13 protein-coding genes are annotated in these 13,196 nt (G+C 60.1%); 7 read left to right on the forward strand and 6 right to left on the reverse strand.

The genetic code is table 11. The annotated features are described in order from the left end of the window. Positions 1-246: 246 nt before the first annotated feature. Entirely contained in the window at positions 247-1,500 is a 1,254-nt protein-coding gene (locus NKI17_RS30175) for an ABC transporter substrate-binding protein (protein ID WP_352907175.1), read from the reverse strand. 83 nt (positions 1,501-1,583) lie between these two features. Continuing rightward, positions 1,584-2,645, reverse strand: coding sequence for a LacI family DNA-binding transcriptional regulator (locus NKI17_RS30180; RefSeq protein WP_352907176.1), 1,062 nt, complete (start codon positions 2,643-2,645; stop codon positions 1,584-1,586). A gap of 483 nt (positions 2,646-3,128) precedes the next feature. On the opposite strand from NKI17_RS30180, the gene NKI17_RS30185 reads away from it, so the two are divergent. The 3 genes from NKI17_RS30185 (at position 3,129) to NKI17_RS30195 (ending at position 6,606) form a co-directional block, all read left to right on the forward strand. Continuing rightward, the gene (locus NKI17_RS30185) at positions 3,129-5,291 is read left to right on the forward strand and encodes a GNAT family N-acetyltransferase (RefSeq protein WP_352907177.1); all 2,163 of its coding nucleotides are present in this window, start codon (positions 3,129-3,131) and stop codon (positions 5,289-5,291) included. Then, a complete protein-coding gene (locus tag NKI17_RS30190) occupies positions 5,275-5,709 on the forward strand; it encodes an ASCH domain-containing protein (protein WP_352796342.1) in 435 nt (144 codons plus the stop codon). The genes NKI17_RS30185 and NKI17_RS30190 overlap by 17 nt, the downstream gene beginning before the upstream one ends. A 126-nt stretch (positions 5,710-5,835) precedes the next feature. Beyond that, positions 5,836-6,606, forward strand: coding sequence for a DUF4062 domain-containing protein (locus NKI17_RS30195; RefSeq protein WP_352796344.1), 771 nt, complete (start codon positions 5,836-5,838; stop codon positions 6,604-6,606). Positions 6,607-6,651: 45 nt separating this feature from the next. Here the strand turns inward: NKI17_RS30195 and NKI17_RS30200 are convergent, their stop codons facing one another. Then, positions 6,652-6,852, reverse strand: coding sequence for a hypothetical protein (locus NKI17_RS30200; RefSeq protein ID WP_352796346.1), 201 nt, complete (start codon positions 6,850-6,852; stop codon positions 6,652-6,654). Positions 6,853-7,062: 210 nt separating this feature from the next. Between NKI17_RS30200 and NKI17_RS30205 the strand changes: the two genes are divergently transcribed. The 3 genes from NKI17_RS30205 to NKI17_RS30215 all read left to right on the forward strand — a co-directional run bounded on the left by NKI17_RS30205 (position 7,063) and on the right by NKI17_RS30215 (position 9,976). After that, positions 7,063-7,398: a dihydrofolate reductase family protein gene (locus tag NKI17_RS30205; RefSeq protein ID WP_352907178.1), complete on the forward strand. Its 336-nt coding sequence runs from the start codon at positions 7,063-7,065 to the stop codon at positions 7,396-7,398. Between the two features lie 81 nt (positions 7,399-7,479). Then, positions 7,480-9,210, forward strand: a complete 1,731-nt coding sequence (locus NKI17_RS30210) for an adenylate/guanylate cyclase domain-containing protein (RefSeq protein ID WP_352907182.1) — start codon at positions 7,480-7,482, stop codon at positions 9,208-9,210. A 229-nt stretch (positions 9,211-9,439) separates the two neighbouring features. Further along, positions 9,440-9,976 carry a dihydrofolate reductase family protein gene (locus NKI17_RS30215; RefSeq protein ID WP_023674355.1) on the forward strand — a complete coding sequence of 179 codons (537 nt, stop codon included), beginning with the start codon at positions 9,440-9,442 and terminating at the stop codon, positions 9,974-9,976. Between the two features lie 142 nt (positions 9,977-10,118). Here the strand turns inward: NKI17_RS30215 and NKI17_RS30220 are convergent, their stop codons facing one another. Both NKI17_RS30220 and NKI17_RS30225 read right to left on the reverse strand, forming a co-directional pair. Then, complete coding sequence (locus NKI17_RS30220; RefSeq protein WP_352907179.1) at positions 10,119-11,051, reverse strand: LysR family transcriptional regulator; 933 nt, start codon at positions 11,049-11,051, stop codon at positions 10,119-10,121. 30 nt (positions 11,052-11,081) lie between these two features. Then, positions 11,082-11,213, reverse strand: coding sequence for a hypothetical protein (locus NKI17_RS30225; RefSeq protein ID WP_023674354.1), 132 nt, complete (start codon positions 11,211-11,213; stop codon positions 11,082-11,084). Between NKI17_RS30225 and NKI17_RS30230 the strand changes: the two genes are divergently transcribed. Continuing rightward, complete coding sequence (locus tag NKI17_RS30230; RefSeq protein WP_352636567.1) at positions 11,191-12,087, forward strand: MBL fold metallo-hydrolase; 897 nt, start codon at positions 11,191-11,193, stop codon at positions 12,085-12,087. The genes NKI17_RS30225 and NKI17_RS30230 overlap by 23 nt on opposite strands. Before the next feature lie 89 nt (positions 12,088-12,176). On the opposite strand, the gene NKI17_RS30235 is transcribed toward NKI17_RS30230, so the two are convergent. Beyond that, positions 12,177-13,070 carry a patatin-like phospholipase family protein gene (locus NKI17_RS30235; RefSeq protein ID WP_352907180.1) on the reverse strand — a complete coding sequence of 298 codons (894 nt, stop codon included), beginning with the start codon at positions 13,068-13,070 and terminating at the stop codon, positions 12,177-12,179. Between the last annotated feature and the right edge of the window lie 126 nt (positions 13,071-13,196).

Raw genomic sequence — 13,196 nt, forward strand, 5'->3', positions numbered from 1 at the left:
GGAGGGTCCGGTCGAAGGCCGGGGGTGGGGTCCTCCGCGAAGCGCGCCGACATCAAAAGAGCGTCGAGCACTGCCGCGATGACCCCACCCGGACCTGCGGTCCGACCTCCCCTCAAGGGGGAGGTTAAGGGGCTGCGGGGGTGGGTCCTCTGCGAAGTGCGCCGACAGAAACGTCGAGCACTGCCGCAACGACCCCACCCGGACCTTCGGTCCGACCTCCCCTCGAGGGGGAGGTGGGCGCCGGCGCTACTTCTGCGGCGCCGAATCGATGATCGACTGCATGGTCTCCTGCGCATTGGCGATGGCGCCGTCGACGTCTTCACCGAAGAAGACCTCGTTCATCATCTGGTTCCACGGACCGTTGGCCGAGTTGATCAGGTCATTGAACACCACCGAATAGGGCGTGCGGCCCTTGGCCATAGCTTCAGCAGCGACCTTGTAGCGCGGGTCGAGGTCTTTCAGCGCCTCATTGGCGATGTCGCCGCGCACCGGCAGGCTGCCGTATTTCGCCAGAATGGTCTGGCCTTCGAGCGAATAGGCGAAATCGAGGAACTCCTTGACCACCGCGACCTTGGTGGTGCCCTTGGTGACGACGAAATTATCGCCGCCGGCAAACGACGACCAGCCGCCATCCTTGCCCGGCAGGAAGGTGATGCCGTAGTCGATGTCGGGATATTGCGTGTTCAACGCGCCGATGGCGAAGGCGCCGGACGGCGAGATGCCGATATTGCCGGTGGCGAAGGCGGCAAAGAAGTTGGAGCCGGTGTCGGTCTGCGCGCCTGAAGGCACCAGGTCCTTCTTGACCATCGAACGGTAGAGGTCGATGGCACCGCGCATCTGCGGCGTGTCCAGCGTCGCCTTGGAGCCGTCCTCGGTGAGGATATCGCCGCCCGAGGCCCAGATCAACGGCGTGAAGGTGAAGATGTTGCAGCCGCCGCAATTGCCGGAGAAGTAGAAGCCCTTGATGTCGCCGCCGAGCGCATTGACCTTTTCGGCGTCGGCTTCGATTTCGGCCCAGTTGGTCGGGCCCTTTTCCGGGTCGAGGCCGGCCTGCTTGAACAGCTTCTTGTTCCAGATCAGCACGGAACTATCGGCCGAGAACGGCAGCCCGTAGATGCGGCCCTTATAGGTGCCGGTCTTGACATGCGCCGGCGACAGGCTGGCGAAATAGGGCAGCGATTTCGCCCAGTCGGTGATGTCTTCCAGCTGGCCGGCGGCGGCGAAGGACGGCGTGTAGATCAGGTCGAGCGACAGCGCATCGGGCGCCGTGCCGCCGGCAGCGGCGGCGCCGTATTTCGGAATGATTTCGGCGTTGGGGATGATGTCCAGCTTGATCTGGTTCTGATGCCCCTTGTTGAAGGCATCGACGACGCGCGGCATGAAGTTCGAGCCGTCGGCGCGCACCCAGATGTTGGCGGTGTCGGCGGCGGCCGAGCCGACTGTTGCCAGCGTGCCCAATATGCTCGCGGCGATGGCGAGCCCGGTAATGGTGGTTCTCATGCTTCTCCTCCACATGGTTTTAATTTAGCGTTTTAATTTAGCCGCGCCCCCAAGCGGGTGACTATCGACACGGCCCGTTTCGTTCAGCCGTCCGGCGGACGGCCGCATGACTGACGCACCACCAGCCGGCACGGCAGTTTTCTGATGCCCGGCAAAGCGGGTTCGCCGCCGACGAGCGAAAGCAGGGCAAGGCCGGCCTCGCGGCCAAGTGCTGAAAGGTTCATGTCGACCGAGGTGAGCGGCGGGCGTGTCGCCTCGGCGACGATCTGCCAATTGTCGAAGCCGATGACGCCGACCTCGTCCGGCACGCCGATGCCGCGCTCGCGCAAGGCATCGATGACGCCGCGCGCGATCTGGTCGTTGCCGCAGAAGACGGCATCGGGCTTTTCGCGCGTGCCGTCGAACCCCTCGCCGTCGAACAGCTTCTTGACCGCCTCATGCCCCCAGGCTTCCGACCACGGGCCGAGCAGCGGCTCCATGACCGGCAGGCCGTTCTCGGCCAGCACCGCGCGATAGGCCTCGGCCCGCGCATGCACCACGGCAAAGCTCGCGGGACCGCTGACATGGGCGATGCGCCGCCGCCCGAGCCGGCAAAAGTGCTCGACCGCCAGCCGCGCCCCGCCGGCATCATCAGACACAAAAGCGATGGCGCCGGGATCGGGCTGGGTAAAGGCATAGATCGCCGGAATGCCGAGATTGGCGAGATCGACCGGCAGATGGCGGTCGATGCGCTTGCCGGTGGCGATGATGCCGTCGACGCGCTTGTCGAGCATGGCATCGACATGCAGCTGGGCAAGGCGCGGGTCGTCCTCGACATTGCACAGGAACACCGAGACGCCGGCATCGACCAGCGCATCGGAAACGCCGGCCATCAGCGGCAGCGAAAACCGGCCATAGGTGTCGTTGGTCAAAAGGCCGACGGTAAAGGAGCGCCGCCGCAACAGGCTCTGCGCCAGGCTGTTCGGGCGAAAGCCAAGCCGCTGCGCCGTCTCGCGAATACGCGTCCGCGTCTCGGCCGTCATCCGCCCCTGCCCGTTCAGCGCCTTCGAGGCGGTGGCAACGCTGACGCCAGCGAGCGCGGCCACCTCGCGGAGGGTGACGGGCTGCTTGGCGGAAACAGGCGTTGGCTGCGCATCGGACGCCATGATCTGGATATCGATCCTCCCATTTGAGAAAAGCTTTTCTCTTACCGGCCCGCGGGGTGCTGAGGGGTGAGGTCAGCGGGTGCGGGGCGATTTGGGAAAAGGTTTTCTCAGAGGGAGATTAGGATGAGAATTCAGGTAAGGCAAGAGGGATGATGCGGGGGGGACGGCCACCCTAATCTCTGATCAGGTGCGCAGCGCTGCCTTTTCATGGCACCCGCTTAGCGCCAATGTCGCAGGCGAAACGTTACTTAAATACTAACAATTACATCTTTCGTATTGGTCATCAATGTGATGACTTGAGCGGGGTGCGCGGCTACGCGCAAGATATGATTCGCGGACAAGGTTCGAGATGCAAAACATTGTCGCCGCTTTCTTCGAATATGGCGCGGGGACGCGGCATCTAAACTCCCAACAGTCTTCCGCTGAAAACACTTTTTACGTCGCGACAGGAGCCCACAAGGCGGCTGAACTCGGAATTGAACGGTGAGCCACTTTCAATTCGTCATCAAACACGATGCGAAAGCGCTGACGCCACTTCTATCGGCGATTCAAGCATTGGCCGACTCCGAAAAGGACGCGCTTGGCTTCCTTCCAGGGAGGGCTTTCGAAGAGGCTATTGGGCGACAACGATTGATCGCCGCGTTGGTCGAAGACAGCGGTGTCCGAACCTTCGCAGGATATCTCCTTCATGGCGGAGTGTTCCCAAACGCCAAGATTCAACAGATTGCTGCGGTCCCAGCCTTTCGGAAGAATGGCGCGGCGTCCGCTTTGATGAAGGCGTTTGTTTCAGAGCTTGAGCGACTTGGCTTTCTGTCTCTCCGCGCTGATGTGGCCTCGAATCTGCCCGCAGCGCTGGCCTTCTACGCGAAAAACGGGTTCGAACGGGTTCGCGAGCGCTCCGGCGGCTTGGCACGCGGCCGAACTATCATCATTCATTCGCGCCAGCTCGAAACAGACAATCTTTTTACGCTCGCGTCGGCTCAATCCGGAACAGGCATCGATCTTGGCGTTCGACGGCGTGGCCCCGGTGAAGTGCCGGTCTTCGCCTTTGACTTGAATGTGTACTTCGACCTTGTGAGGCAACGCCACCAGTCGGATCATGCTCGCCGACTTTTTGGCGAAGCCCTTGGTCACACGATCCGCCTTGCCGTTGCAGATGAATTCGTTGCTGAACTTCGGAAAACGTCAAACAGCACTTCAGCGGATCCCGTCCTTCAGATGGCGCTTCAACTCCCTCGTTTGCCTAAGCCCGATGCGTCGGAACTAGAGACCCTGGCAGCGCGCATCTACGATACCGTGTTCGAAAAGCCTAAGTCAAAGGGCGTGGGAACCGACCAAGCTAGAAGTGATGCCAATCACGTCGCGCACGCCATGATTTCGCGGGCTTCGGCATTCATCATTCGCGATGGCCCAATCTTGAACGCGCGGAATGAACTACTAGCCACGTTCGGAATCGACATAGCTACGGTTGAGGAGGTCCTGGACCTTCTCCCACCAGAACCTCTCACTTCGAATTCGATGTCGGTTCGTGGCGAAGGGTTTGAGCCCGGCTCCATCAATGCTTCGCAACTGTCGGCCTATCTCTTAGAAGTGAAGGCCCCAAGTACCCTCGCCTCGGAATTCGCCGATCCTCAATCACCATCAGCTTGCGTGCGGCGTTGGGCGATCCGATGCGACGATCGGGTTGTCGGCGCGGGAGTTGTCCTTCTTCCGAGAGGTATTGAACCTATTGCGCGGATGTTCGTGCAAGTTCGACATGAGCACCAAGGCGCTGAACTCTTTGCGGACTACCTTCTAGACACGCTCATTCGTGACTCTTGTGAAAGCGCACCTGTGACCGTCGAATTGGTCCATTTGTCAGGCCAGTCGATTGTCAACAAGCTGGCCACCGCTCGCGGCTTTCAACGAACCGCCAATGCATCGACCTTTTCCAAGATTGCTGTGGGCAGACCACTCACAGCGGATACGTGGTCCACGGTGACTCAACAGGTTCGACGTCGAACAGGTTTAGTCCTTCCCGACACAGCATCGACGTTGTCTAACGGCGAAATCAAAATCCGGGCGCGCACGGGAGCATCCAAGTGGATTAGCGCAGCAGCTTTGGAAGACCTGTTAGGTCCGACGATATTCGTTTGGCCAGGCTGCGGTGGCGTGATTGTTCCGATCACTCGCGCCTATGCTGATGAACTGTTAGGAACCGCCGTTCAGGCTACCCTCGGATTCGTCGCTAACCGTGACGCGGCCTTTCTTTCTACGCGCGGCTACATCAATGCGCCCCGCACTGTGAGGCAGATGCGCGCTGGCATGCCAATCGTCTTTTACGAATCGAAGCGGAAGGGTAATGGGCGTGGTGCTGCCGTGGCTGTCGCGCGAATCGTCAATTCGATTCTTATTGCGAAATCCCAGTTGAATTCCAAATCGGACAAACGATTGGTGATCGATAGCGTCGAGAGCTTTTCAGCAACCGATGACGTGCTCCTGACCACATTCGACAATCTCATGGCGTTTCCAAGCCCTGTGGGCTTCGAGACGTTGAAGAAGCTCGATGCCGTTGGTGGTGCGAACCTTGTATCAGCCGTCTCGCTTTCAAGTGAGCAGATAACTTTCATTCTCACTTGCGGGTGGCCCGGTGGCAAAATCAAATGAAGCAATCATCTCGATTCGCCCCAAATTCGCTGAAGCGATTCTATCCGGCCAGAAGACGATTGAGCTACGTCGACGAATCCCTCTGATAAGCATCGGTACTCGGCTGTGGATTTACGCGACGAGGCCGGTTGGTGCGGTTATTGGATCAGCTACCGTAAAGAGGATTATTCGTGGTCTTCCAGAAGAGGTGTGGACCAAAGGCGGCGATCTGGCCGGCTTAGACCGTGAATCGTTCGACATCTACTTCGACGGCGCTCCGGAGGCTATCGGATTGGTTTTGGCGGATATGCAGCGCGGGCGTCCGATCTCGATCGAAAAGCTTCGACTGATCCGCAGAGGATTTCACCCACCGCAAGTCATTCTTCGAATTAGCGATGGCGAGGCGTCGACGTTGCAGCAACTCCTAAATGCAGCTTGAACTCGACACGCGTCTGCATATTTTGCGTAATAGATGACATACGCATATATACTACTAATATCTTCTAGAGTCCATTATCATCGATAAATTGATGCGGCGAAAAACAGAAATGGGGGAGAATTCAAGATGCCTTTTGAAGCTCAAGTATATAAAATCCTCGTCGCCAGCCCTGGTGATGTTGAAGATGAGCGCCGCGCAATTCCTGAGGTGATCGCCGAATGGAACCACATAAATGCCGACGCGAAGAAGGTGGTCCTTCTCCCTATTAAGTGGGAAACCCACTCAGCTCCAATGATGGGTGGCAGACCTCAGGCGATAATCAACGAACAGGTCGTACGCGGTTGCGACATGCTAATCGGAGTTTTTTGGACTCGTATTGGCTCACCTACAGGCGTCAGTGAGAGCGGGACGGTAGAAGAGATCGAATGGTTTATTAAGAACGGAAAACCGTTAATGCTATACTTTTCTTCAAAGCCGGTTGACGCGAAGAAGTTGGATCTGGATCAGTATCGATCTCTACGCCAATTTGAAGAAAAGATGCAGAAAATGGGACTAACTGGATCCTATGAAAATATAACCGATTTTCGTGAAAAGCTTTTCCGCCAGATTTCAATAAACATTGAGCATCTTATATCAGGAGCGCCGGCTAATAAACCGTCGGTAAAAGCGGTAGCACAAAAGGCGGTCGAGCTAAATAAAATCATTAAGAAAGGCCGCGTCTTCATAGAGGACTATGAGAAGGATGGCGTAATAAAATCCTTTATAGTGAAAGGAGACACAAAATCTATCAAAGAAGAACTGAAGAAAATGGGAGGCAGATGGAATGGAACACTTGGCGGCTGGATATTTCCAAAAGCCAAAGAAATCGAGATAGCTGAATTTCTGAAGACTACTTAAACACACTATCTACAACTATGCGAACCGTCTCACTGGCTAAGATTTCTAGCCGGGTCGCGGAAGGCTGTGGACTTCGGAATTGACCCTATCACGCGAGAGCAAAAATCCCTTGGCTCTAGCTGCAGCCCAAGGGGCCAAACTCTTATCGCCCCTTGCCTCCACCACCTTCTCCACCTCCCGCTTCAACTCGTCCTTGATAGCCGCCGCCTCGCTCATCAGCGCCTCGATCTTCATGAAATCGAGCACGTGGTGTTTCGACCCCGTCCGAGCGCACCAGGATGTGGGGCCGGCTCTGCTGCAGCTTGCTGGCGGTGATTCGACTGCGTCATCAATTGGCGCGAACATCAGGTCGACGCTCGCATCTGATATCTCTAAAAACAACAAAGCACCGCGCCAATTTCACGAAGCGTGTCGCAAAAGACCAGCACAATCCGTCCTCTGACAAAGGAGAACCCCATGAGAAAACTCATCGTCACCGAATTCATCAGCGTCGATGGCATCGCCGAGGTCGAGAAGCTGCCGGGCGTGACCTGGAATGATGAAACGCAAAAATTCGAGGACGACGAGCTTACCGACAGCGGCGCCATGCTTTTGGGGCGCACGACCTATGAGATCTTTGCCGGCTCGTGGCCCAAGGAAACCGGAGACTTCGCCGACCGAATTCAACGCGCTGCCGAAATATATCGCCTTGACGAGCTTGACGCCGCGCGGATCCCTCCCGCGATTGATGCGATCGAGTTCGCAGCCACAAGGCGGAAGGTTCTGATCCGCCCTTTCTTGCTGTTGCGGTAGGAAGACTTCTTGATTCAGCCACAAGCCCAAATTGCTGGATTTGGCAGCTCTGGAAGGATAAGCTTGGTTTGTGGTTCAGCGATGGAACAGAGACTAGCCGCAATTCTGGCTGCCGATATGGCGGGCTACAGTCGGCTAATGGAGGCCGACGAATCCGGCACGCTCGCACGCCTTCGGACCCATCGCATAGAACTGGTCGATCCCGCCATCGCGAAGAACAAGGGCCGGATCATCAAGACCACCGGAGACGGCATGCTCGTTGAGTTCCAGAGCGTGACCGATGCCGTGAAATGCGCCGTGGAAATCCAACAGCGCATGAAACGGCGCAATTCGGATGTGCCGCAAGAACGGCGTATCGAATTCAGGATCGGCATAAATCTCGGCGACATCATTTTCGACGATGACGACATTTTCGGCGACGGCGTCAATATTGCCTCGCGCATCGAGCAACTCGCCGACGTCGGCGGCATCTGCGTGACCGCAGCGGTGGCGACCCAAATTGCCGACCGTCTCGAAATTGCCATGGAGGACCTGGGCGAGAAGACGTTAAAGAACATCAGCCGCCCGGTTCGCCTCTATCGCATCGGGTTTGACAGTCCTGCCCTGCCGGAAGTCGAGGCAAAGCGATCCATCTCGAAACCTTCGATAGTGGTGCTGCCATTCACCAACATGAGCGGCGACCCCGAGCAGGAATTTTTCGCGGACGGACTGACCGAGGACATCATCACCGAACTGTCCCGCCACCATGAGCTGTTCGTCATCTCGCGCAATTCCAGCTTCGTCTACAAGAACCGCGCCGTGAATGTGCGCGAGGTGGCCGAGAAACTCACCGTCCAATATCTGGTGGAGGGAAGCGTCCGCAAGATCGGCGACAGGGTGCGCGTGACGGTTCAGCTCATCGACACGGCGAACGACGCTCATATTTGGGCAGACAAATATGACCGGAAGCTGGACGACATATTCGCGATTCAGGATGAGGTGACCGCGGCGATCGCAGCCACGCTGCCCGGTCGCGTCGAGGCGGCTCAGCGGGACCAGCTCGCGCGGGCGAAACCTGCAAACATGGCCGCGTATGAATGTGTGCTTGCTGCCAAGGTGCTGCATCACCGAAGCACGATTGCGGATAATGAACGCGCGCAAACCTTGATAGAAAGGGCCGTCACGCTCGACCCCGATTATGCCCATGCCCATGCCTGGCGGGCCTGCATTCTTGGCCAGGCCTGGGTCCATAACTGGTGCGAAGACAGGGATGCCATCTGGAACAACATCATGGCAGCGCTGGACAGGGCGCTGGCGCTGGACAACAACGATGCCGATGTCCACCGCATTCTCGCGGCAGTGAACGTGAACAACAATGAGCTGACCACTGCGCGCTACCATCAAGAGCGGGCGCTGGCCCTCAATCCCAATTACGACCTCGTGGTGGTGCAGCAAGGCGAGTTATTGACGTGGCTCGGGAGGCCGGAAGAGGGAATTGAATGGATTCGCAAGGCAATGCAGTTGAACCCGCACCACCCGGAGAGGTTCTGGAGCCATCTGGGAAAGGCGCATTTCGCCGCGCGCCAGTATGGCGAGGCGATCGAAGCTTTCATGCATCTGTCAACCATGGACTCGGCTCAGCACGCTTTCGCCGCTGCCTGCTACGGCTGGCTCGGCGACGAAATCGCGGCCGCGGCGCATCTAGGCAAGATCAGAACGCTCGATCCCCAATTCGACCTCGATTCATTTATCGCCACCCTGCACTTTGCCCAGGAGTCTGATGTGCAGCACGTCCGCGAAGGACTGCTGAAAGCCGGTATTGCCCACCTGTAGGCAGCCGGTAGCTACGAACCAGAGCCAATCGGGGACAGAAAAAAGACCGGCCCCCGATGCGGACCTTGTGGCATGACCGAACGACGGGCAGGTCGGAGAAGCTTTTCCCACGGTATCGGTCTTTGGAAGCGAACAGGGAAAACCCTCCCCTTGAAAAAGCGCCGCGCTAGTTGACGGCGCATGTCGCATAAGGCCCGCGCCATTCGGCCCTGCCAGAAAGGAACCCGCCATGAGAAAACTCATCATCACCGAATTCATCAGCGTCGATGGCATTGCCGAGGTCGAGAAGCTGCCGAGCGTGGCCTGGAACGATGAGATGCAAAAGTTCAAGGACGACGAGCTTGCCGACAGCGGCGCCATGCTGTTGGGGCGCACGACCTATGAGATTTTTGCCGGCTCGTGGCCCAAGGAGACCGGAGACTTCGCCGACCGGTTCAATGCGCTGCCGAAATATGTCGCCTCGACCAGCTTGCAGGCGCTCGACTGGCAGCCGGCCGAGCTGCTGCAGGGCGCATTGCCGGACGCCGTCAGAGGGCTGAAGCAAGGCAGCGGCGGCAACATCTATGTGCATGGCAGCCTCAGCGTCGCGCAGGAATTGCTGCGCCACGGCCTTGTCGACCGCATCAGGCTGCTCAGCTACCCCGGTGCCGTCGGCCAGGGCAAGCTGCTGTTCCCGCCCGGCGCGCAATTGCCGCTCGAGCTGATCTCGGCCACGCAATTCGGCAACGGCGTGGTGGCGCTGGAGTATGCGGCTGGGAAGTCGTGATGAGCCAATCTCCCCCCTCGAGGGGGAGATGCCCGGCAGGGCAGAGGGGGGCGTCTCGCGTAATGCGCCAACCCCCACCGACGCAAGAGGCAGGCCGCGCCCGGTCGAACCGACCCCCTCTGGCCTGCCGGCCATCTCCCCCTCAAGGGGGGAGATCGCAGCTTCGCCCATCAGCGCCCCCGCCGCCTGCCTCCAGCTTCTGCTCGGCCGCGATCAGCATCTCGACAAACCTCGTCACCTTGGGCGGGCGGAAGCGGGCGGCGGGGTAGACTGTGTAGATGCCGCCGGAGGGCAGCCGCCACTCGGGCAGGATCTGCACCAGCCGCCCGGCGGCCAGTTCGTCCCGCACCAAAAAGTCCGGCAGCACCGACAGGCCGGCGCCGGCGCGGACCGCTGCCAGCACTGCCGGCGTTGCGTCGATCGAAATCGTTGCCTGCATGCGCACGGCCTGCTGCTCGTCATCGCCGCGCGAAAATTGCCATAGCAGCGGTTCGCGCAGCGCCATGTTGGCGACGAAGGGCAGCCCGGCGAGGTCTTGCGGTTCGCCGGCGGTGAACCGGCCTGCAAAGCCGGCGCCGCACACCATGAATTGTTGGAAGGTGCCGATGCGCCGGGCCTGCAGGCTGGAATCGGCCAGCCAGCCGACGCGGATGGCCACGTCGATGTGGCCGGAAACCAGGTCGATCGTCTCGTCGCCCAGCGTCAGCTCCACCCGGCAGGCGGGATAGCGCGCGCTGAAGGCGGCGACCACCGGCACCACCGCCGATGTGCCGTAGTCGTTGGACGCGGCGATGCGCAGCGTGCCGGTCGGCTCGGCGGCGGCCTGCGCAAGCTCGTCGAAGGCATCCTCGGCCTGCTGCAGGACCTGCAGGCAGCGGGCATGGAACGTTCGGCCGGCCTCGGTCGGATGGACGCGCCGCGTCGTGCGGATCAGCAGCGTCGTTCCGACATCGCGCTCCAGCCGCGCCACCTGCTGGCTGACCACCGCCTTGGTGATGCCCAGCCGCTCGGCGGCCCGCGTGAACGAGCCGGCATCGACCACCGCCACGAAATAGGCCAGCCGGTTCAGGTTCATGCTTCGCTCATGGCAGAGGCAGTCTCATTGTCAGGCAATGGCATACATTACGTCTATTTTGTCGGCCTTCAATACGCATTCCGCTTTTGCCATCTTGCGGGCATCGAGGCCGCCGAATTCCGGATCCCAGGAGACATCCATGTTCACACGGAGAAGCATCATGAAAACCACCCTCGCCGCCGGCGCTGCCGCGGTCTTTGCTCCCGCCGGGCTTGGCCATGCGGCCGGCGGGCTTTCCTGGAAACATTTCCCCGCCGGGCAAAACGGCTTCTTCCGCGCCCCGGTGCTGGTCTCCGGCGCCGCCGAAGCCGTGCTGATCGATGGCGGTTTCACTTACCCCGACGGCCGGGCCGTGGCCGAGGCGATCAAGGCGACCGGCAAGACGCTCACCACCATCTATGTCAGCCAGTCCGACCCGGACTATTATTTCGGCCTCAAGCCGATCAAGCAGGCGTTCCCGCAGGCACGGGTGATCGCCGCAGCCGAGACGGTGGCCGCCATCAACGGCAATGTCGAAAAGAAGCTCGCCGTCTGGGGGCCGCAGCTCAAGGAGAATGGCCCGCAGGCGCTAGCCGACGTCGTCATCCCCGAAGCATTCGACGGCAAGACGCTCAGCGTCGATGGCGAGACCATCGAGATCGTCGCCGCGGAAGGCCTCACCAACCGGCGCTATCTCTTCGTGCCGTCGCTGAATGCGGTGTTCGGCGGGGTGATGATCTTTGCCGGGGTGCATGTCTGGACCGCCGACACGCCGACCAGGGAACTGCGCGCCGCCTGGCTCGCCAATCTCGAAAAGATCGCGGCGCGCAAGCCGGCAATCGTCGTGCCCGGGCACATGACGCCTGAGGCCGCTACGGACCTTTCGGGCGTCGAGCACACCAAAACCTATCTCGTCGCCTTCGAGGAAGAATTGGCCAAGGCCAAGGACGCTGCCGCGCTGAAGAGCGCCATGGAAGCCCGCTTCCCCGGCCTCGGCATGGGCGTCGCGCTCGACATCGGCTCCAAGGTTGCCACCGGCGAGATGAAGTGGGGCTGAGATGGCCGCCAATCGCGAACTGATCCGCGCCACTTACGAAGGATACGCTCATGGTCCAGCGGGCGCTGACGCCGGACGCTTGATTACGGTCATCCACCGAGACGGTTGGTGCGCTTGCTGGCTTCGGCTTTGGCCCGGGCCTCGACCGCCTTCTCGATCTCGCGCTTCAGCTCGTCCTTGATCGCCACCGTCTCTGCCATCAGCGCCTCGACCTTCATGAAATCGAGCACCCGGTATTTCGAGACGGCCGGCCGGATCAGAATGTCGGGCCGGCTCTGGTTCAGCTTGCTGGCGATGATCGACTGCATCATCAGCTGGGTGGCGCCGAACATCAGGTCGACGGAGGTCGGGAATTTGCGCCCGGCCTCGGCCGGCGCGCCGACCACGTCGACGGCGATGATGATGTCGGCGTCGAGCTCGATCAGGTCGAACGGCACGGGATTGTAAATGCCGCCGTCGATCAGCAGCCTGCCGTCGCGCATCACCGGACGGAACACCGCCGGGATCGCCGCCGAGGCGGCCAGTGCCGAATGCAGCTCGCCTTCGTCGATCACGGCGAGCTTGTGGCCATAAAAGTCCGTTGCCGTCACCTTCAGCGGTATCTTCAATTCGGCGAAGGTCTCGGGAATGGCGTCGGGCAGGAACGCCTTGAGGATGCGCTCGACATTGAACTGGCTGACCCGCAGGCCGCCCTGCATCGCCTCGGCAAAAGTGCCGGGCCGCGCCCGCCACATGCGCGTTGCCACTTCGGCGCGGCGGCCGAGGATCGAGCGCGTATAGTCGTGGATGTCCTTGCCGGTCATGCCCGAGGCCATGCCGGCGCCCATGATGGCGCCGATCGACGAGCCGGCGATTGCTGCCGGCCTTATGCCCAGCTCGTCCAGCGCCTCGATGACATGGATATGCGCCAGCCCACGCGCCCCGCCGCCGCCAAAGGCGATGCCGAAGCTAGGGCCGGTCGCGGAGCCTTTGCTAGTCGCCATTTCTGGAGCCATAGCGCGTCTTTCCTTCTCCCCTTGTGAGGGCTTTGCACGGGAAGCGAAATCCTGGTTGGTGAGTTAATGGGGCTTTTTTGAAGGCCGGGAAAGCAGTTTTCGACGGCTTGGTAT

The organism is Mesorhizobium sp. M0816, assembly GCF_040320005.1.
GTDB lineage: Bacteria > Pseudomonadota > Alphaproteobacteria > Rhizobiales > Rhizobiaceae > Mesorhizobium.

What these genes read in the sequence shown, in the direction of transcription:
- NKI17_RS30175 (WP_352907175.1), bottom strand. Translation starts at nt 1,500, where the DNA reads ATGAGAACCACCATTACCGGGCTCGCCATCGCCGCGAGCATATTGGGC.
- NKI17_RS30180 (WP_352907176.1), bottom strand. Translation starts at nt 2,645, where the DNA reads ATGGCGTCCGATGCGCAGCCAACGCCTGTTTCCGCCAAGCAGCCCGTC.
- NKI17_RS30195 (WP_352796344.1), top strand. Translation starts at nt 5,836, where the DNA reads ATGCCTTTTGAAGCTCAAGTATATAAAATCCTCGTCGCCAGCCCTGGT.
- NKI17_RS30205 (WP_352907178.1), top strand. Translation starts at nt 7,063, where the DNA reads ATGAGAAAACTCATCGTCACCGAATTCATCAGCGTCGATGGCATCGCC.
- NKI17_RS30210 (WP_352907182.1), top strand. Translation starts at nt 7,480, where the DNA reads ATGGAACAGAGACTAGCCGCAATTCTGGCTGCCGATATGGCGGGCTAC.
- NKI17_RS30215 (WP_023674355.1), top strand. Translation starts at nt 9,440, where the DNA reads ATGAGAAAACTCATCATCACCGAATTCATCAGCGTCGATGGCATTGCC.
- NKI17_RS30220 (WP_352907179.1), bottom strand. Translation starts at nt 11,051, where the DNA reads ATGAACCTGAACCGGCTGGCCTATTTCGTGGCGGTGGTCGATGCCGGC.
- NKI17_RS30230 (WP_352636567.1), top strand. Translation starts at nt 11,191, where the DNA reads ATGTTCACACGGAGAAGCATCATGAAAACCACCCTCGCCGCCGGCGCT.
- NKI17_RS30225 (WP_023674354.1), bottom strand. Translation starts at nt 11,213, where the DNA reads ATGATGCTTCTCCGTGTGAACATGGATGTCTCCTGGGATCCGGAATTC.
- NKI17_RS30235 (WP_352907180.1), bottom strand. Translation starts at nt 13,070, where the DNA reads ATGGCGACTAGCAAAGGCTCCGCGACCGGCCCTAGCTTCGGCATCGCC.